Origin of the sequence: Nesterenkonia lutea (assembly GCF_014873955.1) — a bacterium.
GTDB lineage: Bacteria > Actinomycetota > Actinomycetes > Actinomycetales > Micrococcaceae > Nesterenkonia > Nesterenkonia lutea.
Map to the genome: position 1 here is coordinate 1,851,144 of NZ_JADBED010000001.1, position 22,051 is coordinate 1,873,194.

Annotated in this window: 15 protein-coding genes and 1 tRNA gene; 8 read left to right on the top strand and 8 right to left on the bottom strand. The window is 68.9% G+C overall.

The genetic code is table 11. The annotated features are described in order from the left end of the window. Nucleotides 1-7: 7 nt before the first annotated feature. Nucleotides 8-853: a hypothetical protein gene (locus tag H4W27_RS08465; RefSeq protein ID WP_192595535.1), complete on the top strand. Its 846-nt coding sequence runs from the start codon at nucleotides 8-10 to the stop codon at nucleotides 851-853. Between the two features lie 13 nt (nucleotides 854-866). Beyond that, the gene (locus H4W27_RS08470; protein WP_192595536.1) at nucleotides 867-2,210 is read left to right on the top strand and encodes a variant leucine-rich repeat-containing protein; all 1,344 of its coding nucleotides are present in this window, start codon (nucleotides 867-869) and stop codon (nucleotides 2,208-2,210) included. Between the two features lie 10 nt (nucleotides 2,211-2,220). On the opposite strand, the gene H4W27_RS08475 is transcribed toward H4W27_RS08470, so the two are convergent. After that, nucleotides 2,221-2,646 (bottom strand): DUF1801 domain-containing protein, encoded by a 426-nt coding sequence (locus H4W27_RS08475; protein WP_192595537.1) that lies wholly within the window; start codon nucleotides 2,644-2,646, stop codon nucleotides 2,221-2,223. A gap of 255 nt (nucleotides 2,647-2,901) precedes the next feature. Here H4W27_RS08475 and H4W27_RS08480 point away from each other — a divergent pair, with 255 nt between their 5' ends. The 5 genes from H4W27_RS08480 to H4W27_RS08500 all read left to right on the top strand — a co-directional run bounded on the left by H4W27_RS08480 (nucleotide 2,902) and on the right by H4W27_RS08500 (nucleotide 10,330). Next, the gene (locus H4W27_RS08480; RefSeq protein WP_192595538.1) at nucleotides 2,902-4,902 is read left to right on the top strand and encodes a glycosyltransferase; all 2,001 of its coding nucleotides are present in this window, start codon (nucleotides 2,902-2,904) and stop codon (nucleotides 4,900-4,902) included. 175 nt (nucleotides 4,903-5,077) lie between these two features. Next, nucleotides 5,078-5,869, top strand: a complete 792-nt coding sequence (locus H4W27_RS08485) for an ABC transporter ATP-binding protein (protein ID WP_404821848.1) — start codon at nucleotides 5,078-5,080, stop codon at nucleotides 5,867-5,869. A 53-nt stretch (nucleotides 5,870-5,922) separates the two neighbouring features. Further along, complete coding sequence (locus H4W27_RS08490; protein ID WP_192595539.1) at nucleotides 5,923-8,400, top strand: FtsX-like permease family protein; 2,478 nt, start codon at nucleotides 5,923-5,925, stop codon at nucleotides 8,398-8,400. 104 nt (nucleotides 8,401-8,504) lie between these two features. Then, nucleotides 8,505-9,632, top strand: coding sequence for a sensor histidine kinase (locus tag H4W27_RS08495; RefSeq protein WP_192595540.1), 1,128 nt, complete (start codon nucleotides 8,505-8,507; stop codon nucleotides 9,630-9,632). Next, a complete protein-coding gene (locus tag H4W27_RS08500) occupies nucleotides 9,629-10,330 on the top strand; it encodes a response regulator transcription factor (RefSeq protein ID WP_192595541.1) in 702 nt (233 codons plus the stop codon). The genes H4W27_RS08495 and H4W27_RS08500 overlap by 4 nt, the downstream gene beginning before the upstream one ends. Nucleotides 10,331-10,535: 205 nt before the next feature. Here the strand turns inward: H4W27_RS08500 and H4W27_RS08505 are convergent. From H4W27_RS08505 to H4W27_RS08525, 5 genes are all read right to left on the bottom strand, one after another. Then, a tRNA-Met gene (locus tag H4W27_RS08505) sits at nucleotides 10,536-10,609 on the bottom strand. 160 nt (nucleotides 10,610-10,769) lie between these two features. Beyond that, entirely contained in the window at nucleotides 10,770-13,883 is a 3,114-nt protein-coding gene (locus H4W27_RS08510) for a UPF0182 family membrane protein (RefSeq protein ID WP_192595542.1), read from the bottom strand. 165 nt (nucleotides 13,884-14,048) lie between these two features. Next, nucleotides 14,049-15,140 (bottom strand): YlbL family protein, encoded by a 1,092-nt coding sequence (locus H4W27_RS08515; RefSeq protein WP_192595543.1) that lies wholly within the window; start codon nucleotides 15,138-15,140, stop codon nucleotides 14,049-14,051. Nucleotides 15,141-15,191: 51 nt separating this feature from the next. Further along, nucleotides 15,192-16,739 (bottom strand): zinc-dependent metalloprotease, encoded by a 1,548-nt coding sequence (locus tag H4W27_RS08520; protein ID WP_192595544.1) that lies wholly within the window; start codon nucleotides 16,737-16,739, stop codon nucleotides 15,192-15,194. Between the two features lie 105 nt (nucleotides 16,740-16,844). Then, nucleotides 16,845-17,960 (bottom strand): hypothetical protein, encoded by a 1,116-nt coding sequence (locus H4W27_RS08525; protein WP_192595545.1) that lies wholly within the window; start codon nucleotides 17,958-17,960, stop codon nucleotides 16,845-16,847. A gap of 72 nt (nucleotides 17,961-18,032) precedes the next feature. Here H4W27_RS08525 and H4W27_RS08530 point away from each other — a divergent pair, with 72 nt between their 5' ends. Beyond that, nucleotides 18,033-18,572: a M48 metallopeptidase family protein gene (locus tag H4W27_RS08530; protein ID WP_192595546.1), complete on the top strand. Its 540-nt coding sequence runs from the start codon at nucleotides 18,033-18,035 to the stop codon at nucleotides 18,570-18,572. Between the two features lie 112 nt (nucleotides 18,573-18,684). On the opposite strand, the gene H4W27_RS08535 is transcribed toward H4W27_RS08530, so the two are convergent. Together H4W27_RS08535 and nudC are read right to left on the bottom strand one after the other, a co-directional pair. Then, nucleotides 18,685-20,877, bottom strand: a complete 2,193-nt coding sequence (locus H4W27_RS08535; RefSeq protein WP_192595547.1) for an ATP-dependent DNA helicase UvrD2 — start codon at nucleotides 20,875-20,877, stop codon at nucleotides 18,685-18,687. Continuing rightward, nucleotides 20,874-21,956, bottom strand: coding sequence for an NAD(+) diphosphatase (nudC, locus tag H4W27_RS08540; protein WP_192595548.1), 1,083 nt, complete (start codon nucleotides 21,954-21,956; stop codon nucleotides 20,874-20,876). Before nudC ends, H4W27_RS08535 begins: the two co-directional genes overlap by 4 nt. Nucleotides 21,957-22,051 lie beyond the last annotated feature (95 nt).

Consider the following 22,051-nt stretch of genomic DNA (forward strand, 5'->3'; position numbering starts at 1 on the left):
CCGTCCCGTGGGAGAACAGCAGTCCGTGCGGCGCTCCGCCGTGCCCGCGGGCGCCCTGATCTGCGTCCTCACGCTCTCCGGCTGTGCCGCGTCGCTGCCCGGTGAGGACGAGCAGGACGAACAGAGCGTGCTCGCCCTGGACCGAGGCCCGCACACCGAGTCCGAGTCGGGTCCGCCCACGGATCCACCGGCGCCCGGCGCCTCCGGCTCCGCACAGTCCGGGACCGCACAGTCAGGGACCGCCGCCGCGGCAGAGCGGTTCAGTCTCGACGAGCTCAAGGACATGCCCTATGAGCAGTTCCGATCCGCCGAGGTCAGTCGGGAGCAGCGGTTCCAGCTTCTCTGGCACTATGCCGAGCTGAGCGGCGACTATGCCGAGCACTTCTCCCCGGAGGAGGATCTCGCGGCGCACAATCCGGTGGAGACCGCCGAAGCCCGGGATGATCCCGAGGAGATCCTCGACCAGCACTGGTACCTGAACCAGCTCTACCGTCTGGGTGAGCTGCTCGCGGAGGAGCACGGGGGAAGCGAGATCGCACTGAAGCTGGCCCGCGTGGTGGATCGAGGCGGCGTCCCCGAGCTCAGGTCGATGCTCGACTCTGCCGAGATGGATGTCCCGGCCTGGCTTCTGGAGAGCCGCTACGAGCTGGAGGAGGCGAAGGAGTGCCTGAGACCCCCGGAAGGCACGCGTACCGCGATCCCGTGGGATGAACAGGTCTGTTGGGAAGTAGAGTTTGAGATCACCGATGGCGAGGTCGCCAGCCTGATGCCCTATTTCCATTGGACCGAGTTTGAGACCGCCGCCGGTGAGACCGCCGGGTTCTGGAACCGGTCCGCTCTGCACTGGCTCTGAGAAGAGAGAACGCATGCCCTCGATCTACGACGAACTCGGTGCGATGGCGGCCGATCCCAGCACGGATTGGGACACGCTGCACTGGATCGCGGAGCACCATCCCGAGCTGCGCCCCGCCGTGGCGGGGAACCCTGCCACCTACCCGGAGCTGATCGAGGCCCTCGGCGCACTGGGCGACCCCGCGATTAACGCGGCGCTGCACCGGCGAGCGCAGCGCGAGGCCTCTGCCCCGCCTGGCGCCCCCGCCCAGGAACCAGCGCCGTCCCAGCCCGCTCCAGCCTCCGAGCCGGCCGTGCCGGTATCGCCGAGCCAGCCGGCCGCGCCGGCATCGCCGAGCCAGCCGGTCTCGGAGGCTCAGCGGGTTCCGCAGGCCCGGCCCATTCCACGTGCTCGTCCCGTCGCGCGCGCCCACCCGGCCGCCGCGGATCCGATCGACGACGACGAGCGCTCCCGCCCCGCCCGAGGAGGCCCCCGCGCGCGGAGGCTGGCGCTCACCGTGCTGCTCCCGCTCCTGGCACTGGCAGCCGTGGCGGCACTGGTGCTGAACCTGCTCGGCGACTCCGGGGATCCGGTGGGTGAACCGATGCAGCAGGGGGCGACGGCGCAGCCGTCCCCGGCCGAATCCGGCGCTGAAGCTGATCCTGAAGACGACGCTGACTCGGGAGCTGACGCTGGATCGGAGGGCGAGCCCGGCACCGAGTCCAGTGAGGAGACATCCACCCCGGCTCAGCTGCGTGCCGCGGCGGCCGCCCTGCCCGCTGAGAGCAGCTGCGAGGCCGCTGCCGAGGACCGTGACGCCCTGACCCGGTTCGCCGAGGCCGTCATCACCGAGGACGGTGACTGGTCAGACCCGTCCGACGCAGCCCTCGTCCAGGAGACCCTGACCGGGCTGCAGACGAGCTGCGGCAACACCTACGCCGCGCGCATCTACCTCGACCTGCAGGGCACCGAGCAGGATGTGCCGGCCCCGCTGCTGGCGGCCGTGGACAGCATGGGTTCGGCGTGGATCCAGGCATCCTTCTCGACCCAGGGCCAGCAGCTGGATGCCTTCGCCTCCCCCGACGGCAATGTTCTCTGCGAGCTCGCAGATACCCTGCGCTGCACGGTGCTCCAGCACAGCTTCTCCGCGCCGGAGGACTGCACGAGCGGCGCGACCTACGCACTCGAGGTCGATCGTGCGGCGGAGCCGGACTGTGACGACCCGGTGACTCCCGCGGGCCAGCCGGTGCTCGGCCATGGGCAGACCGCCTCGAATGCGTTCTACGCATGCTCCGCGTTCCCTTCGCAGATGTCCTGCTGGAACCAGCTCACCGGTGAGGGGATCAACCTCTCGGCCTCCCGCAACGCCACATACTGAGACCCGGGCGTCACTCCACGTCTGGGTGCAGCTCACCCGCGCGAGCGATCATGCTGCGGAACTCGGTCTGGTCGAGGTTCTCGAGCTTGGTGAACGTCAATGCTGCGGCACCGACCTTCACCTTGCCGAGCCTGTCCGCGCGGTGCTTGAGCAGGTAGCCGCCTTCCTCCGCTGCGTTGAGGTAGACCGAGAGGTGCTTGGACTGCTCAGCCAGACCGATCAGGAACCAGTCGACGTCGGCGCCCCTGGGGCGCGGCTGGCGCATCCTGCCGTAGCCGATGATCGTCTGCTCGGTGTCGCCCCACATGGCGCCGCGCCAGAGCACTCGGCTCAGCCCGGGCAGCTCTGTGCTGATCAGCGCGTCCAGGGCCGTCATCTCCTCCGTGCGGGCCACACTGCGGAGGTATTCGTCCACGTCATCGGTGACCGGTTCCATGGCGCGAGCCTACCCCCGGGCTCCTCAACTCCTGCGCTCCCGTACTCCCGTACTCCCGTACTCCCGGGCGAGTATGCGTCACCTCCTGTGGGCGGATGCGGCAGCCGGTCGCCGCCGCCATCGTGGTAGACACCACCCACTCACCGGAGGTCTCGTGTCCCACCACCCAGATTCCCCAGCCGCCGATCGGCAGTCCGGAAGCGCGTGGTCAGCCCACGCTGACGACGCCGCGGCCCTACGATCGGAGAGAAGACCATGCTGACGCTGGCCATCGGCCTCGCTGTCGCCGGCGCGTGCTGTTTCGCGGGCACCGTCCTTCTGCAGCACCGCGCCGTCCACCAGGCGACACCCGGTGGGGAGGGTCGGGCACTGGGGCTGCCCGCCGTGCGGAAGATCCTGAGCACCCCCGGCTGGTACCTCGGGATCGGTCTCGCCGGGCTGGGCGCCGGTCTGCACGTCCTCGCCCTGACCATGGCACCACTTGCCGTGATACAGCCGATCGGTGTGCTCACCCTCGTGCTCACTGTGCTGTTCGCGGGGACCGCGCTCACCCGGGCCGTGCTCACCGCGCTGGTGCTGAGCGTGACCGGCGTGACGGGCTTCGTCGCCCTGTCCGCCATGACCACGGACGCCGACCTGCCCGCGCCCGATCTCCTCTCGGCACAGTGGGCCGTGCTCGGCGCGGCAGGGCTGGTCGCAGCGGCCCGGTACACCCGGGGCAGGGCCCAGTGCCTGTTCCTCGCGCTCGCGACAGCGGTGCTGTTCGGATTCACCTCGGCGCTCATCCGAGCGGCAGCCGTGGCACCGCTGCCCGGCGGCATGGTCGCCCTCGTGCTCGCCGAGGCAGCGGTGGCTGTCCTCGTCGGGGTGTGGCTGCTGCACCAGGCCTATGCCAGCGGACCCGCGGCGGTCGTGGCAGGCGCGACCACCATCGTCGACCCGCTCAGCGCGGTCCTCATCGGCGTCTTCGCCTATGGCGAGATGACCCCCGGTCAGCTCGCCGGCATGGCTGTTCCCGGGGCAGTCGCCGTCGCCGGGCTCGTGCTCCTCTCCCGCGCGGTGCCCACGGCCAAAGATCCCACACCGCCCGCCCGCGAGAAGCGGCGCGAGGGTCCGCTGCGCATCGCGGTCACCGCGGACACCTATGCGCCGGACGTGAACGGAGCGGCGAACTTCGCGTTCCGGCTGGCGTCCGGGCTGGTCGGTCGCGGGCACGACGTGCACGTCATCTGCCCGTCGACCAACGACAAGACCTTCACTGAGATGGTCGGCGGAGTGACGGTCCACCGGATCGGTTCGATGCGGACGCCGTTCCACCCGACGTTCCGGTTCTGCCCGCCGTGGCGCACGGCACACGCCGTTCCGGCATTGCTCTCCGAGATCGATCCTGACGTCGTGCACACCCAGGCCCACTTCCTCGTCGGCCGCAGCGCGGTCCGTGCCGCGACGGCGACAGGGATCCCCGTGGTCGCCACGAACCACTTCATGCCGGAGAACCTGCTGGGCTACGCCCCGCTGCCCCGCTTCATCCACCGCCTCTTCACTCGGCTGGCTTGGCGCGACCTGGTCCGGATCTTCGGCCGCGCGACGGTCTGCACCACCCCGACTCCCCGTGCGGCCGAACTGCTCGAGCGCAACGGACTGAACCGTCCCGTGATGGCGATCTCCTGTGGGATCGACCGCGCGCACTACGCGGGTCCGCCGGAGCTCACCGGCGTGCCGACCATCCTGTTCGTGGGCAGGCTGGACGCGGAGAAGAACGTCCACGAGCTGCTCGAGGCCGCTGCCATGCTGCCACCGGATGCGCGCGTCGAGGTCGTCGGCGAGGGATCTCAGCGGCACCGGCTGGAGGTGCTGGCCGCAGACCTCGGCATCGCCGAGCGGGTGATGTTCCACGGGTTCGTTCCGGACGAGGAACTGGTGCGGGCCTACCGGCGCTGCGCCGTGTTCTGCATGCCAGGGACCGCCGAGCTGCAGAGCCTCGTGACCATGGAGGCCATGGCCGCGGGCAAGCCCGTTGTGGCTGCGGACGCCATGGCGCTCCCCCACCTGGTGCGTTCCGGGCAGAACGGCTGGCTCTATACGCCCGGCGACGTGACCGAGCTGGCCGGGCGCCTCGCCGCTGTCCTCGCCGACGAGCAGACCAGGACGGCGATGGGCAGGCAGAGCCTGGAGCTGATCTCGGTCCACGACCTCGGGTCCACGCTGGACCAGTTCGAAGGGATCTACCACGACGTCGTCGTGCTCCAGCGGTGAGCCGCACCCGCCCGACGTCAACCGGCGGGCGCACCCGATGGCGGGAGCAGGTCGGTCAGCCGCCGCTCGGTCGCTCCTGTACTCCCGGACGAGTATGCGTCGCCTCCTGTGGGCGGATGTGGCGGTCGGCGGCCGCCGGCATCGTAGTAAGCACCAACCACTCAGCGGAGGTCTCGTGTCTGAACATCCAGATTCCCCAGTCATCGATCGGCAGTCCGGAAGCGCATGGTCAGCCAGCGCTGACGACGCCGCGGCCATGCTCGTCGGCGCCGTCAAGCGATATGGCTCCGGCCAGTCGGCCGTGGTCGCGCTCGACGAGGTCACCATCGCGTTCCCGGCGGGGAAGTTCACGGCTGTGATGGGGCCCTCGGGTTCGGGAAAGTCGACGATGATGCACTGCGCCGCGGGGCTGGATCAGCTGACCTCGGGCCGCGCATTCGTCGGCAGCACGGATCTCTCGACCCTCGACGACCGCGAGCTGACACGGCTGCGTCGAGAACGGATCGGGTTCGTGTTCCAGGCGTTCAATCTCGTGGCCACCCTCACGGTCGAGGAGAACATCTGCCTGCCCCTGACGTTGTCGGGCCGCCAGCCGAGCGAGGGGGTGCTCGACCAGGTCGTGTCGATGCTGCGCCTCGGTGATCGCATGCACCACCGACCGTCGGAGCTCTCGGGCGGCCAGCAGCAGCGCGTCGCCGTCGCCCGGGCCCTGGTCGCCCGGCCCCAGGTGGTGTTCGCCGACGAGCCCACCGGCAACCTCGACACTCGGTCCGGACAGGAGATCCTCGGATTCCTCCGCTCAGCGGTCGACGAGCATCACCAGTCGATCGTCATGGTCACCCACGATCCCAACGCCGCTGCCTGGGCGGACCAGGTCGTGTTCGTCGCCGACGGCAGAGTGCACGACGTGATGGATCGCCCCTCGGCCGATTCGGTGCTCGACGTGGTAAAGGATCTGGGGCGATGATCCGGATGGTGCGGAGTGCGGTCCGGAGCCTGTTCGCGAGTCGGAATCGGTTCGTGCTCACAGGCACGGCGATCACGCTGTCGGTGGCGTTTCTCCTTGCGACGCTGGTGCTGTCCGACTCGATGCGTGGCCGAGCGGCCAGTGACATCGCCGAGGCGATGGCCGGGACCGACGCCGTGGTGCAGGGCGCTTCCCTCGGCGAGCCTGGCGGAGGACCGGGAGATCCGGTCAGGTCGGTTCAGCGATCGCTGGATCCTGACATCACCGAGCGCGTGGATGCCGTCGACGGCGTCGAGGGGGCCGCATCGCAATGGGTCGGCTTCGCAAAGCTGGTCGTCGACGGATCGCCTGTCGGAACCGGCACGGCGAGCGATGTCGGTCGCAACTGGGTCGACGACTCGGCGCTCAATCCTTTCCAGCTCGCCAGCGGGCGACCACCAAGTGAGGTCGGTGAGATCGTGGTCGACCGATCGCTCGCCAATGACGCAGGCCTGGCTCCTGGCGATGCCGTAGAGGTCCTGACCGCGACAGGCATGCACGACGCGACCATCACCGGCACCGCGACGTTCGCGCAGGCGGAGGCGGCGCCGCTGCAGCGAACGGTTCTGCTGCCCGACTCAGCGGTGTCCTCCTGGCTCGATGCGGCGGCACCGACCGAGGTGCTCGTCGACATCGCGGAGGATGCCGTCCGCGCCGAGGCACTCGGCCGACTGTCGGCGGTCTCAGATGCCGATGTCGTCGACGGACCCGACTACATCCAGGCGATGCAGGACGACGCGACGTCACCACTGCAGTTCCTGAACGTGTTCCTCCTGGCCTTCGCCGTGGTCGCGACTCTGATCGGCATGACGATCATCTTCAATACGTTCGCACTCACCGTCGCCCGCCGCCCGCGGGAATCGGGACTCCTGCGTGCGATCGGGGCGGAACGACGCCAGGTCCTCGGCCAAGTGGTGATCGAGGCGGCGTTCATCGGGACGATCGCCACGCTCGTCGGGCTCGTCTGCGGAGTCGCGGGAGTGGGCGCGCTGCGCTGGGTCGTCGGACTCACCGGGGTCAGCCTGCTCACCGGGCCGCCGATCGTGAGCCCGACCTCGATCGCGATCGCCGCGACCGTCGGTATCGGCGCAACGATCCTCTCGGCATGGATCCCGGCTCGCCGCGCGGCGGCAACGCCGCCGATCGAGGCGCTGCGCGAGAGCGCGGCGGAGCCCCGAGTGGTGGGCCGAGCGCGGACTGTGATCGGACTCGTGCTCGCCGCGGCGGCCATCGCCGGAGCAGCTGTGGCTGTGGTGAGCTCGAGCCCGATGTGGCTCGCGCTTGCTGTTGCCATCATACCGGCACTCGTGCTGTGCGGCCCGGCGATCGTGACCGCCGCAGCGCGTTGGAGCGCTCCAGCGGCCCGCCGCGTCGCCGGTGTGTCCGGCTCGATCGCAGCGGGCAACTTGGCTGCGAGCCCCCGTCGATCGGCGTCGACAGCACTCGCACTCATGCTCGGAACCGCGATGGTGACGCTGTTCGCGATCTTCCAGAGCTCTCTGACGAGCGGAGTCGGGACGGATGTCCGTGAGGGACTGCAGGCGGACCTGGTGGTCACGTCAGCGACCCCCGACTTCTCGACGATCGACCCCACCCTGGCTGACCGGATGGCGGAGCGGTCCGAGGTGGACGCGGTCACGGCGCTGTCGAAGGCCGAAGGCGTCGTGGAGGGCAAGGCCGAGGCTGTCGGGGGCATCGACCCGACGGCGCTGCCCACCATGTTCGATCTCAACCCGGTCGCCGGCGACCTCGCCGACCTGAGCGCGGGAGGCGTGGCCGTGGTCGGCGACGATCCGACGGTGCTCGGCGGCACCCTCGAGATCGAGTTCGAACGATCGACGCTCGAAGCGCCGATCGTCGCCGTGGTCGAAAGGAGCACCGGCGGTTTCGAAGCACCTCTGTACTTCGTCGACGCCGCGACGCTCGACGACGCGGTCGGTCGCCAGCTCGATGCGATGGTGTTTGTCGACCTCGCCGACGGAGCAGCTGCGGATGCGCAGGAGGACCTGCGGGCGCTGGTCCGAGACTCGCCCGGGTCGTTTCTCGAGACACGAGAAGAACACCTCGCCAACAGCGGGAGCGACATTGCGGCGTTCGGCAACTTCATCGACGGAATGCTCATCCTGGCGAGCTTCATCGCGCTCCTCGGAGTCGCCAACACCACGGCGCTCGCGATCAACGAACGCTCGTCAGAGATCGGGCTGCTGCGAGCGGTCGGCGCGTCTCGCCGCGAGCTGCGTCGCATCGTGCGGCTCGAGGTGACACTGCTGTCGTTCGTGGCAGCATCGATCGGCATCGCCGTCGCAGCCGGCTTCGGCTGGGTGATGATCGATGTCGCCGGTGGTACGGAGATTCCATCCGTCGCCATCCCCTGGCCCCGTCTCGCACTGACGCTTGTCGTGGCGGTCGCGGCCGGCGTCGTCGCCGCAGCATGGCCCGCGTTCCAGGTCTCCCGGAAGCCCGTGCTCGAGCTGGTGAGCGGCGGCCGCTGATGGGAGAGTCTCGACAACTGGACCGCGCGGTCCAGGAGGGGTCCCTGTGCAGAGACCTCCCTGGGGAGTACGCGCCCGCCATCGGTCTCGACGACAATGGACCCATGACGCACCCCGTTCACCGGCCCTCTCGCGGCGATCTCGTTGCGATCGTCGCCGCGTTGGCCGTGTCGATCGGCATGTTGCTCACCGATCCGGAGGTCGTGGCCGGGCGGCCGCTGCCAGGCATCGTGATCGCTGTCGTCGCCGCAGGGCTGCTCGTCTTCGCCGGTCGGTTCGGCAGGGCCACCGTCGTGATGATCGGTGTGCTCGATGTCGTCACCCTCGCATTGACCTCCAGTCCGGTCGCGCTGCGCCCGCTGCTCGCCGTGGCGCTGTTCCTTCTCGTGTGCCGGAGCGACGACCGCTCAAGGGTCTGGTTCGGATCGATCGTCGCGATCGTCGTCGCCGGCTTCGGAGCGCAGGTGGACAGCGAGCCGTTCTGGTTCGAATGGGTCGCCGACTCGGCCGTTCTCCTGTTTCCGATCGCCGCCGCCGACGCCCGTCGCTCCAATCTTCGGCGTCGCGCCGACGCCGTGGAACGCCAGGTCGCCGAACGGCTCCAGGCGGAACGTCTCCGCATCGCGTACGACCTGCACGACGTCGTCGCCCATTCACTGTCGGCGATCACGGTCCAGTCCGGGATCGCCGCCCATGTGTTCGAGCGCGATCCGACCGCTGCTCACTCTGCGCTAGTCGAGATCAACGACACAGGCAGACGATCACTCGACGAGCTGCGCTCCCTCCTCGGGATCCTCCGGTCCGACGAGTCGGTCCCGCTTCGGCCGGTATCGGCGGACACTCCCATCAGCGATGTCGTCGCCGCCGCCGGGCACCCGCAGGGGGTCGAGGTCGTCGAGGACGGACACTATCCGGCGAACGTGGCGGAGAGCACCGTGGTGACGGTGCACCGCATCGTCCGCGAGTGCCTTGTCAACGTCGCCCGCCACGCCGGCGACGTCCCCGCGATCGTCCGGCTCCGGCACGCGGAGGACGGCGTGCACGTCACCGTGTCGAATGACGCCCCGGCATCCGCCCGCGCTGCGGCGCCGAGCACCGGCATCGGTCTGGTCGCGATCCGCGAACGAGCGGAGCTCCTCGGGGGCACCGTCCACGCCGGACCCAGCGACGACGGTGGGTTCACGGTGCGCGCCTTCGTGCCCTATCAGCTGCCCAGCGGGGGGCAGGCATGATCAGTCGACTCGACGCGCCTGCCGGGGCGACGCGCGACATACGTGTATTGCTCGTTGACGACCAGGAGCTGGTGCGTCGCGGGTTCGCAGCGCTGCTCGCCAACGAACCCGGGATCGAGGTCGTCGGTGAAGCCGGCGACGGCGCACAGGCCATCGTCGAGACCCGACGTTCACGTCCCGACGTCGTGCTGATGGACATCCGCATGCCTCGTATGGACGGGCTCGACGCGACCCGCGCGATCTGCGGCGACGAACGGCTCAGCGCCACCAAGGTGCTCGTTCTCACCACCTTCGCGCTCGATGAGTACGTCTACGAGGCGCTCAGAGCCGGGGCCTCCGGTTTCCTGCTCAAGGACACTCCGCCGCGACTCCTGCTCGAGGCGATCGCCGCCGCCGCCGGGGGCGATGTCCTCATCTCACCGGCGATGACGAAGCGGTTGGTCGCCGACCTCGTTCGTCGACCGGTCAGCCGACCTGGAGACACGGGGCCCCTCGATGTCCTGAGCGACCGGGAGCGCGAAGTGCTCGCTGAGGTCGCACGTGGCAAGACGAACTCTGAGATCGGCGAGTCGCTCTACATGTCGCCCCTCACGGCGAAGACCCATGTCAGTCGCATCCTCGGCAAGCTGAATGCGCGCGACCGCGCTCAGCTCGTGATCGTCGGATATGAGACGGGACTCGTCAGCCCCGGCGAGTGAGCATGACCAGCGTTCGGGGCGGCGGGGTCGTCGTCGGCGCGGTCGGCGGCCCTGTGGATGTCGGCACCGGGATCGCCACCCATCCTCGAGCGGATCGACGAAGCAGCCCTGAAGGTGGAACGGCGTCTGGAGCGGACTTGAGAGTTCCCCTAGGAATGCAAAAGGCCCCTGACCCGGATTTCTCCGGATCAGGGGCCTCATCTCGTTGCGGGGGCAAGATTTGAACTTGCGACCTCCGGGTTATGAGCCCGGCGAGCTACCGAACTGCTCCACCCCGCGTTGCGACTTGTTTAGTCTACGCACACATATCTGCTGTGCAAAATCGAGATGAACTCCGGGGAGCGTGACCTCCGACACCCGCTCCCCCGCCCGAACCTGTGCGGTTCGGACGGGGGCGGCGGCGGGTGCCGTGGGGGTCGCGACCACCCCGACGGGGCGTCTACTCCTCGAGGTCAGCCTCGGCCTGCAGGGCATCATCGATGGCCTGCTGCAGCTGCTCCTGAGCCTCACCGTAGGCGGCGAAGTCACCGTCGGACAGCGCCGCGTCCGAGTCCTGGATCGCCTGACCTGCGCGATCCAGTGCGTCGGTCAGACGCTCCTGAGCCGGACCACTGGGAGCCTCGGGAGTCTCCGCGTCCTCCTCAGCGGGTTCGTCCTCGGTGGTGGCCTCCTCTTCGGGGGCCTCCTCCTCAGCGGGTTCGTCCTCGGTGGGCGTCTCCCCCTCGGGGACATCGAGCTCATCGTCCACGGCCTCGCCCTGGACGCCGGCTCCATCGGCCACAGCGGCTCCGGAGTCTCCGCCGAAGACCTGGTCGAGCGCCTCGTCGAGGGTGTCAGCGAAGCCGACCTCCTCGCCGTAGGCCACGAGCACCTTGCGCAGCGCCGGATAGGCGGCCTCAGTGCCTGTGGACTGCACATAGACGGGCTGGACATAGAGGATCCCCTCGCCGGCGGGCAACGTGATCATATTGCCGTTGATCACCTCGGAGGCACCCTGGCGCAGCAGGTTCAGCTCCTGGGAGATCTGCGAGTTCGAGTCGAAGTTCGCCTGCGTCTGACCCGGTCCTGGGATCACAGTGTCGCGGGGAAGCTCGAGCAGACGCAGCTGACCGTAGTCCTCGGCCTTGACTCCGTCCTCACCGGTTCCTGCGTCGCCTGCGGCGGCGAGAAAGCCGTAGAGCACGTTGCGCTGCTGCGCGCCTTCGGCGATCTGCGGGATGAAGGTGCCGGTCAGCGAGAAGGCCGGCTCCTCCTGGCCCGGCATCTGCAGGGTCATGTAGTAGGGAGGCTGAGTCTGGCCGCCCTCCTCATCGGAGGTCGGGTCTGAGGGGACCGACCAGGCATCGTTGTTCTCGTAGAACGTGCCTGGATCGGTCACGTGGTAACGGCCGAGCAGCTCACGCTGGACCCTGAACATGTCCTCCGGGTAGCGCACGTGATCCATCAGCTCCGCCGACATGTTCTCGTAGGGCTGCAGCGCGTTCGGGAAGACCTCCTGCCAGGCACGCAGGATCGGATCCTCGGTGTCCCAGGCGTAGAGCTCCACGGAGCCGTCATAGGCATCGACGGTGGCCTTCACCGAGTTGCGGATGTAGTTGACCTGACCCGCAAGGGTCGGGGCGCCCTGGGTCAGCGCATCCGTGGTCGCCTGCTCCAGCTGCTGCTGATCGGAGTAGGGGAAGTCGTTGGAGGTCGTGTAACCCTCCACGATCCACTTGACCCGACCATCGACGATCGCCGGATAGGTGTTCTGGTCCACCTCCAGGAACGGCGCCACTTCCTGCACCCGCTCCCGCGGCTCGCGCTCGTAGAGGATCTGCGACTCATCAGTCATATCACCGGAGAGGAGGATCTCGGGAGACTGGAACTGGATGGCATAGACCAGCCGGTTGAACAGGCCTCCGACGTCGGGGCCGCCATCACCGTCGAAGGTGTAGACGGTCTCGGCCTCGGAATCTGCTGCGGCCGGACGGTCGAGCTCCAGGGGCTCGTCGTCCTCAGGGGCGCCGACGATCGAGTAGTCCGGAGAGTTCTCGCCGAAGTAGATGCGCGGCTCATAGTCCTCATCCGAGGCCAGCTCGCCGCGGGTGGGGATGCCCTGCAGGGTGAAGCTGGGCCGACCCTCGGGGGTGACGGTGTTGGCGTTGGCCGCCACCAGTCCGTAGCCGTGGGTGTAGATCAGGTGCCGGTTGACCCAGGAGGCGTCATCGGGGATGTTCAGCTCGCGGGCGGCGATGACCGTGTCGCGGCGTTCGCCGTCGATCTCATAGCGGTCGAAGCTCAGCGTGTCCGGGAAGGAGTAGTACTGGCGGAACTGCTGGAACTGGCCGAAGGCCGCCGAGACCAGGTTGGGGTCCAGCAGGCGGATGTTCTGCGTGTTGGCAGCATCCTCCGCGAGGGCGCCCTCGGTCGCGGAGGAGTCGGCGTCGTAGCTCTCCTGCTCGATGTCCTGCAGGCCGTAGGCGTAGCGGGTCAGCTCCATGTTGCGCTCGATATACGGCGTCTCAAGGGTCCGCTCCGAGGGCTGGACCTGGTATTCCTGCACGAGGAACGGGTACAGGCCACCGCCGATGATCGCGGTGATCAGCAGCATGGCCGAACCGATGATGGAGAACCGCCAGCGCCCGGTCACCGCGGTGACGATGAAGACCAGCGCGACCAGCACAGCGGCGACGGCGAGGATCGCCTGAGCGGGAATGACGGCGTTGACATCGGTGTACAGCGCGCCGGCCCAGTTGCCGGACTGGTTCTGCAGGGTCGCGTAGCGGTCCAGCCACCAGTTGACGCCCTGCAGCAGCAGGAAGAGGGCAGCGGTGACCGCGATGTGCCAGCGGGCGGCCTTCTCGACCACGAACTTGCCACTGGGCTCGATCCGGATGCCTCCGAAGAGGTAGTGCGTGAGGATGCCGGCGATTCCGGCCACCAGCACGGCGGAGACCAGGAAACCGTTGAGGAATCCGAGGAAGGGAAGGGTGAAGACGAAGAAGCCGAAGTCCATGCCGAACTCTGGGTCCGTCATGCCGAAGGGCTGCTGGTTGATGAACAGCAGCACGTTCTCCCAGCTGCCCTGTGCTGCGGTGCCTGCGAACAGGCCCATCAGCGCGGGCAGGCCGATCATGAACAGGCGCCGCATGGAGTTCAGCGTGCGCTGGTAGCGGATGACCGATTCGTTCATCTGGCTCTGCACGGATGTCGGTCGGCTGCGGAAGGCCAGGAACAGGCTGAGCCAGACCAGGCCCGCCATGAGCAGGAACGCCACGGCGAAGATCACACCGCGGGCGATGCGCTCAGTCCAGAAGACATCCGAGTAGCCCAGCTGGTTGAACCACAGGATCTCGGCGTAGAAGCCCGAGGACGCCACGAAGGCGCCGATGAGCACGGCGATGATGATGATCGTCAGCACCAGTGCTGACGGACGCCGCGGCCCGGAACCTCTGGCCGGTCGTTCGGACCCGGACCCGCCGGAGTTGTCGCCGTCGTCCCCGCCCGGCCCGGAGCCGAAGAGGCCCCCGCCGAAGGGGTTCGCTGACCCGAATCCCTGAGAGAAACTCACGGATAAACCCTCGTCTCTATATATGTGCTTGGATGCTGCCGTGCTGCTGGTGATTCAGTGCTTCTGGTGCTTCAGTGCTTCTGGTGCTTCAGTGCTGCCAGTGATTCAGTGCTGCTGGTGTGCTCGTGGGTCAGTCTCCTGACCCTGCTTCCCCGGCGGACCGGATCAGCCTCCGCAGGACGGGAGCCCTGCGAGGAAGTCTTCGTCGCCGTCGCGGACCGCCTCGACGATCTGCCGCCCCTCGGCCACGTCAGCCACGGAGTAGGTCTGCAGACCATCCGGCACTCGGCCCTGCAGGTCGGCGCAGTTCTCCGCCGGCACCAGGAAGTGTTCGATGCCCTCGGATCGTGCACCCGCGACCTTCTGGGCGATCCCGCCGATCGGACCGACCGTGCCGTCCGGGTCCACTGTCCCGGTCCCGGCCCAGTTCACGCCGCCGGTCATGGACCCCTCGGTCATCGAATCCACGAGCCCGAGCGCGAACATCAGTCCTGCGCTGGGCCCGCCGACGCCGTCGAGCTGGATGTCCACCTCCACGGGGAAGGAGAACTCGTTCTGGAGCATGATCCCGACGTAATAGGCACCGTCCGCCTCCTGGTAGGTGGGAACCTCGTAGCTCAGCTCCTCACCATCACGACGCACCGTCAATGCTACCGGCTGACCTGCGGCAGTGTTGACTGCGTCACGCAGTCCCTCGAGCCCGGTGATGTCACGCCCGGCCGCCGCGGTCACCGTGTCCCCGGGCTGCAGCTGCTCGTCGGTGCCGACCTCGACGGCCTCGGGCGTGAAGTCCACCACGGAGAGCTGCTGGCTGTAGTCGATGTCGAGTTCCTGCAGCGCCGCGGCCACCGCGAGGTCCTGGGAGCTGGTCATGGCGGCGGTGTTCTGATCCTGGACCTGCTCGGCGGTGGTCCCGGAGGGGTAGATGAGCTCATGGGGCTGCATGTCCGTGCCGGGATCGACCCACCCCATCACGGCTTCAGGCACCCGCACTGTGGACGTCGGAGCTCCGCTGACATAGACCGTGGTCAGGTTCAGTGCGCCGTCGGTGGGGAAGGTCTGCTCCCCCTGCACCGAGATCACCGCTTCATCCTCGATCTCGCCGATGGTGTTGAACACCGGGCCGGGGGTCTCGATGAGGTAGGGACTGGGCAGCAGCAGGCTCAGCAGCCCGATGATGAGCGCCGACGTTCCGGCCACGGCCTGCAGACTTCTCCGCAGGCGGGGCTTCTTGGGTTTCGGTGGGCGCTCAGTCATGATGATCGTCACTCATCATCTCATCTGGGCTGAGCAGGGACGAAAATGATGTCAGGCCTCAGGTGACTTCCCGTCATATCCGCCGTCGAGCAGCTTCTGCAGCTCTTCGTCGATCTTGGCCGTCTCCTCCTGGCGCTCGGCGCGCCGCTGCTGGAAGCCGGTGGGATCGTCGAGGTCCTGTTCATCGGGCTGGACGTCGGGGTGGCTCCACACGTCATCGCGTCCGGCCATCCCTTCGGTCTCCCGGAGATGCGCCCAGAGCGCGGCTGCGTCACGGAGGCGGCGCGGACGCAGCTCGAGTCCGACCAGGGCGGCGAAGGTGTCCTCCGCCGGTCCCCCGGAGGCCCGACGCCGGTTCATCGTCTCCCGCAGCCGGGAGAGGGACTCCAGATGCTCGGCGGCCTGGGTCACCACGTCATCCACCCAGCCCTCGACCAGGGCGAGGGTGGTCTCGATGCGTTTGAGTGCGGCCTCCTGCATGGGGGTCCGCTCCTGTGGGAAGAGCCCTTCGCCCAGGATGGAGTTCATGGCCTCGGGGTTGGACGGGTCCATCTGGCTGGCGGCCTCTTCGATCCGGGCCATGTCGATGTGGATGCCCGCGGCGTACTGGCCGACTGCATTGAAGAGGTCCTGCTCCAGCCAGGGGGCGTGGATGAACAGACGCATCCGCGCGGCTTCGCGCAGCGCCAGGTAGAGCAGCACCTCGCGGGAGTCCACGCTGAGGTCCTTGCCGAATTCACGCACGTTCTTCGGCAGCAGCGCCGTGGTGTGCCCGGCCAGGGGCAGGCCGGTGTCCGAGGAGGAGACGACCTCCTTGGCAAGCTCTCCGACGGCCTGGCCCAGCTGCATGCCGAAGGCCATGCCGCCCATGGACTCGATCATCCCGGTGATCTGCTGGGCGCCCGCTCCGCCCATCATCGATTCGAGCTCGGGGGGCAGCCCGGAGCCTTGCTCGCCGAGCTGGTCCTTGATGGCGCTGGAGAGCGCCTTGGAGACCGACTCCGCGACGGGCTCGGTGAGTCGCTTCCAGGAGTCGAAGGTCTCCTCGACCCACTGCGCGCGGGACCATGCCTTGCCGATCTGGCCGGCCGTCTCGAAGGTCGTCGCCCCGTCCAGCCACATGTCTGCCAGTCGGAGGGCGTCGTCGATCTCTTTGCGCTCGGCGGCGGAGACGCTCGGGTCGTCACCGGCGGCGGCCTGGCGGGCGGCCTGTCGGGCCATGGTCCAGTTGACCGGGCCCTTGTCCTCGTCGGAGGGGTTCTGCATGGCGGAGAACATCGACTGGACCTGGCCCATGATCTGCTGCATCATCTGCGGGTTCATATCGGCCATGCCGGGAATCTGGGAGGGGTCGAAGCCTGGGGGCATGCCGGGGAATCCGCCCTGGCCAGCCTGTCCGCCCTGACCGGCTCCTGGGGTGCCGGTGAAGCCGATGCTGGGGCCGCGGCCGCCGGCGTCGCCCTTCTCGGGATCGTCCTGCTGGTTCGGATCCTGGCCTGGCATCTGACCGCCGAAGAGCTGTTTGAAGAACTCCTCCATGGGGTCACGCGGGTCGTCCCCGTTGCCCTGCTCGTTGTTGCCGGAGTTGTTCTCGCTCATCGGACGCTCCCTGTGGTGATCCTGGTTCGGCCTGAGAGACTCCAGCGTATCCAGCCCGGCTCCGTGATGTCTGTACGAAGGCGGTCAGTTCGCCACAGGATGAAGTCACCGGGAGTCGGCGGCGCGGAGTCTGCATTCACATTCGGGGTGCGGAGCCGCCGGCTCGATGGAGAGGCGACCGGCCGGTCCGGAGAGGCAGAGCACCCGGGCCACGGTCTGCGGGGCGTGCTGACCGTCCACGGCGAGCTGGACCTCCCGCGCGACCAGGCTCGCCACCACGGCCGCCGACTCTGGGCCGGGGTCCAGCCGTGTGCCCGTTCTGGATCCTGGGGTGTCGTGGGAGTGCTGGTCGGGGCGCTGGCTGGAGTGGTGGCTGCTCCCGGCGAGGGCGATCTGCAGGGCCTCCCAGTGCGGGTCCTGGCCCAGACCATGCAGCAGCAGACACTGCGGGCAGGGGCCCGGCTCCTGGCTGAGCAGCGGTCCGATGCGCCAGTCGGCGTGGTTCCAGACCACCGGAAGCACGGCCTGGGCCCGGCTGGCCGCCTCGGCGAGCTGACGCGGAGCGATGGCGCCTTCGGTGAAGAGCACGTGGATGTCCACCGGTTCAGGCTGGACTTCTCGCTCGCCGCCCGGCCCTGCTTCGCTCCCCGTGCGTCCTCCACTCCCTGTCCTTGTTGCGGTGTCCACGCCTGGGCTCCCCTGCAGGCCCTCTCTCCGGGGGGCAGCGCGAGTGACGATGAGGGCCTCGGGCCGGTGTCGGCGGCAGGCGCGTCTGACGGCGGCCGCACGGGTCAGACCCACCGCCGCCGCCGGATATCCTGCCGCCACGTCCTGGTGGAGCACTGTGCGCTCATCGCAGAGCAGCAGCATCCCGACCTGCATCTGCGTCAGCTGCTCGGCCACCAGCTTCGCAGCCACGGGCAGACCCTCGAGGAGCACGGCGGCGAGCCGCCGTCGCGCCCGCACCTGAATCTCGCGCGCCGCGGCGTGCTGGTCGACGGCGAGCGCGGCGTCGGGCTGGTCGGTGGTGTCCTTGTCGGTGGCGTTCTGGGGCGTGGGGACCTGGAAGCCCTCCGCCGCCAGATGGGACTGGAGACGATCGAGGGTGCGCTGAGCAGGACCGATGATGCGCACAGCGTGCTCATCGAGGCCGAGCTGGACGGTGCGCTCGTCGAGGACGAAGACCTGCTGCCAGCTGGCGGGGCGGGGGGCCGGATCCATGCATCCATGGTGCCAAGCCCGCGCGTGGGGACCTGAGTTTTCCACAGGTCATCGCGCGGCTAGGCTCCTTCCATGGCGTCGCGGCAGCTCGAGCAGCAGATCACAGTGGATGGACAGCAGGTGCTCGTGGTCCGCTCGGCACGCCGCACCCGGACCGTCACTGCGGATCAGGTCGCCGGCACGCTGCGACTGCGAGTTCCGCTGCGGCTCAGCCAGCGCGAGGTGGAGAACCACGCCCGGGCCTTCCAGAAGAAGATCACCCGTCGGGCGTCCAAGAAGCCGCGCAGCGACGCGGATCTGCTGGACCGTGCCCGCGCGCTCTCGACGCGATACCTGGACGGAGTCCCCCAGCCCGAAGCCGTCACCTGGTCCGCCCAGCAGCACCAGCGCTGGGGCTCCACCACCTCCACCACGGGCACGATCCGGCTCTCCTGGCGGCTGCGCGAGATGCCGACCTGGGTGCAGGACTCGGTGCTCGTGCATGAGCTCGCTCATCTGATCGAGCCGGGACATGGACCGCGCTTCAAGGCCCTGGTCGAGAAGTATCCGCGCACCGCTGAGGCCGACGCTTTCCTGGCCGGCGTCAGCTGGGCCGATCACCACTCGTCCTGACTCCCCCACCCCGGCCCGCAGCGTTTTACCAGGGCTCATGTGATCTACCAGGGCGACCGTCGGGCCGGTAATCCGCGGACGGGGAGGTAAAACGCGGCGGGGTGGAGGGGTGCTAGCCTTCGGCGAGGACCTCTCGCAGGCGATCGCCGTGCTTCTCGAGCTTGCGTTCGCCGATGCCGGGGACCTTCAGCAGCTCCTCGTCCGTGCTGGGCTTCAGCTCGGCGATGACCTCCAGGGTCGCGTCGGTGAACACCACGAACGCCGGCACTTCCAATTCCTTGGCGTACTCCATCCGCCAGGCGCGCAGCTTGGCGAAGAGCGCCTCGTCATAGCGGGCCGGACAGGTCTCGCAGCGACGCCGCTTGACCTCCGTGGCCACGGTCAGCACCGCCCCGCAGGTGGAGCAGGTCACGGCCTTCTTCCTCCGCGCTGAGGCGTTCGGACTCAGTCCGCCCGCGGTGGGCGCGATCTTGCGGCCCGGCTCCTCCAGACCCATCTCCCGGCGCAGCGGCCGCAGGAAGCGTGAGGGCGTGCGCCGACCCCGCCCCCCGGTGTGGCGCGAGGAGGATGAGCTCAGGAACAGGTACTTCCTGGCGCGGGTGATGCCCACGTAGAAGAGTCGGCGCTCCTCGTCCACCTCCTTCTGCGTCTTGGCGAAGGTGATCGGCATGAGCCCCTCGGAGAGCCCGGCGAGGAACACTGCCTCCCACTCGAGGCCCTTGGCGGAGTGCAGCGAGGCCAGTGTGACGCCATCCACCGTGGGCGCATGCTGGGCGGCCGAGCGTTCTTCGAGCTCGGTGATGAAGGCCCGCATGGTGAAGTCCTCCCGCTCGGTGGAGAGCTGGTCAGCCAGCGCGACCAGCGCGGCCATCGATTCCCAGCGTTCGCGGACCGCACCGGTGGCCTCCGGCGCCTTCGTCGAATAGCCGTGCGAGGACAGGATGTCGCGCACACTCTTGGAGACCTCGTCCCCTGCGTCGACCACCAGTGAGGAGGTGCGCAGGGCGGCGAGCGCCTCGCGGACCTCGCGGCGGGAGAAGAAGCGCTCGGATCCGCGCAGCTGGTAGGAGATTCCCGCGGTGGCCAGCGCCTGCTCGAAAGCCTGGGACTGACCGTTGGTGCGGTAGAGGATGGCCATCTCGGAGAGCGGCACGCCCTGTTCCTGCAGCGCGGCGATCTCAGCGGCCACCCAGGCCGACTCGGCGTCGTCGTCGGCATGTTGGATCAGCTTCGGCATCGGACCGCGCTCGCGCTGGGAGATCAGCTGCAGCGGCTCCGGCCAGGGGGCCGGATCGGAGAGCCGGGGCGCCTCCCGGGTGCGGTCGGCGAGCAGGCCGTTGGCCAGCTTCACCACCTCGGGGGTGGACCGGTAGTCGCGGACCAGTTTGACCAGGTTCGCCTCCGGGTGGCGGCGCTTGAACCCGAGCAGGAAGTCCGGGGTGGCGCCGGTGAAGGAGTAGATGGTCTGCGCGGCGTCGCCGACCACGCAGATCTCGTCGCGGCCGCCCAGCCACAGGTCCAGCAGCCGCTGCTGCAGCGGGGAGACGTCCTGGTACTCGTCCACCACGAAGTGCCGGTACTGCTGACGGACCTGCGCGGCGACCCGCTCGTCGTCCTCGAGGATTCCTACGATCAGCAGCAGCACGTCCTCGAAGTCGATCAGGTGCTTGTCCAGCTTCACGTCCTCATAGGACTGGTAGAGCTTGGCGAAGGTGCGGTGATCCACTCCCCCGGGCGCGGGGCGGCCGGCGCCCTCGGCGGTGGCGACCTCCAGATAGGACTCCGGGGTCAGCGTGGAGACCTTGGCCCATTCGATCTCGCTGGCGAGGTCGCGCAGGGTGGCCCGGTCGGTGGTCACATGCAGCCGGCGCGCGGCCTCGGCCAGCAGCCGGACCTTGTGGTCCAGGATCTGCGGCATGGTCCCGCCGATGGACATCGGCCAGAAGTACTGCAGCTGGCGCAGCGCGGCGGCGTGGAAGGTGCGGGCCTGTACGCCGGGGGCGCCCAGGGCGGAGAGCCGTGAGCGCATCTCGGCGGCGGCGCGGGCGGTGAAGGTGACGGCCAGCAGCCGGTGCGGGTCATAGACTCCGGCGCGCACACCATAGGCGATCCGGTGCGTGATGGCCCGGGTCTTGCCCGTGCCGGCGCCGGCGAGGATGCACAGCGGTCCGTTCAGCGTGGACGCGGCCTGGCGCTGCTCCTCGTCGAGCCCGTCGAGGATGGCCTCGGGCGGGGAGGAGGCCAGCTGCGCCGCGGTCAGCGCGGAGCCGGGCGTGGAGGTGGAGGTGAAGGCGGGCCGGGTCATCGGGCCTGCTGTCCGCGTGGGGCCGGCCGTCCGGCGGCGCCGGTGCGCGACGGCTGGGCATCGGAGGCCGCCTCGAGGGGGCCGCCGTGCCAGTGCTCGATCAGCGCCCGGGAGATGGAGGAGCGTGTGGGCAGCGAGACCACCCCGGCGGCGGCCTCGGCAGCGAGCTGCTCACGCGTGAACCAGCGCACCTCGCGGATCTCCTCGCCGTCGGGCCGGGCCGCCGACGGGTCCGAGGTCACGGCGAAGTGGCCCAGCATCAGCGAGCGCGGGAAGGGCCAGGACTGTGAGCCCATGTATTGGATATCCGAGACGACGACGCCGGCCTCCTCCTCGATCTCACGGGCCAGTGCCGCTTCCACTGACTCCCCGGCCTCCACGAATCCGGCGAAGGTCGAGAAGCGCCTGGTGTCCCAGCGGTGGGCCGAGCCGAGCAGGAGTCGGTCCTCGGTGTCCAGCACGGCGGTGATCACTGCAGGGTCGGTGCGTGGGAAGGTCTGTGAGCCACAGTTCGGGCACCTGCGCATCCATCCGGAGACCTCCACTTCGGTGGCTGTTCCACAGGCGGCGCAGAACGCGCTGCGCGCATGCCAGGTGGTGATCGCCAGCGCCTGGGTGAGCAGAGCGGCGTCGACCGGGGTCAGCTGGGAGCCGGCGAAGGCGAGATCCGCCCAGGTGGTGCCGGTGGTCTGTGCAGGATCTGCTTCCTCGGTCGGCTGGGGATGCGCGACCGTCACCACGTGGACCCGGGTTCCCGCCGCGGCCTGGCCCTGCGGGGAGTCCCCAGGGAGGCCTCCGGGGAGGTCTCCAGGGAGGTCTGCAGGGAGGTCTGTGGCGTCCACCGCACCCAGCGTGACGGCGCCTGCGGGCAGCTCGCCGAGGGCCGGCTCGTAGCTGAGCCGGTTCCCGCTGAGCTTCGCGCGGCGTCCATAGAGGTTCAGCACACGGGTGCCGGGGGTGGCCCACACCTCGCTGAGCCATTCAGGACGCTTGCGCTCGGCGTCGAGGCGGTCGATCCGGGCCCCGTCCTGGGGAAGCGTGAGCAGAGAGTCACCAGGGTCGCGACGGCGCATATGCATACCCTCTACCGTAACCGGCCCGCGCGTGCGCGGAGCACCTCGCCCGGTGGTGTGGAGAGTGACCTTGCGCGCGGTCGACCTGCCGAACTCCGGCG

What these genes read in the sequence shown, in the direction of transcription:
- nudC (WP_192595548.1), bottom strand. Translation starts at nt 21,956, where the DNA reads ATGCATATGCGCCGTCGCGACCCTGGTGACTCTCTGCTCACGCTTCCC.
- H4W27_RS08480 (WP_192595538.1), top strand. Translation starts at nt 2,902, where the DNA reads ATGCTGACGCTGGCCATCGGCCTCGCTGTCGCCGGCGCGTGCTGTTTC.
- H4W27_RS08525 (WP_192595545.1), bottom strand. Translation starts at nt 17,960, where the DNA reads ATGGATCCGGCCCCCCGCCCCGCCAGCTGGCAGCAGGTCTTCGTCCTC.
- H4W27_RS08515 (WP_192595543.1), bottom strand. Translation starts at nt 15,140, where the DNA reads ATGACTGAGCGCCCACCGAAACCCAAGAAGCCCCGCCTGCGGAGAAGT.
- H4W27_RS08495 (WP_192595540.1), top strand. Translation starts at nt 8,505, where the DNA reads ATGACGCACCCCGTTCACCGGCCCTCTCGCGGCGATCTCGTTGCGATC.
- H4W27_RS08500 (WP_192595541.1), top strand. Translation starts at nt 9,629, where the DNA reads ATGATCAGTCGACTCGACGCGCCTGCCGGGGCGACGCGCGACATACGT.
- H4W27_RS08530 (WP_192595546.1), top strand. Translation starts at nt 18,033, where the DNA reads ATGGCGTCGCGGCAGCTCGAGCAGCAGATCACAGTGGATGGACAGCAG.
- H4W27_RS08475 (WP_192595537.1), bottom strand. Translation starts at nt 2,646, where the DNA reads ATGGAACCGGTCACCGATGACGTGGACGAATACCTCCGCAGTGTGGCC.
- H4W27_RS08470 (WP_192595536.1), top strand. Translation starts at nt 867, where the DNA reads ATGCCCTCGATCTACGACGAACTCGGTGCGATGGCGGCCGATCCCAGC.
- H4W27_RS08520 (WP_192595544.1), bottom strand. Translation starts at nt 16,739, where the DNA reads ATGAGCGAGAACAACTCCGGCAACAACGAGCAGGGCAACGGGGACGAC.
- H4W27_RS08535 (WP_192595547.1), bottom strand. Translation starts at nt 20,877, where the DNA reads ATGACCCGGCCCGCCTTCACCTCCACCTCCACGCCCGGCTCCGCGCTG.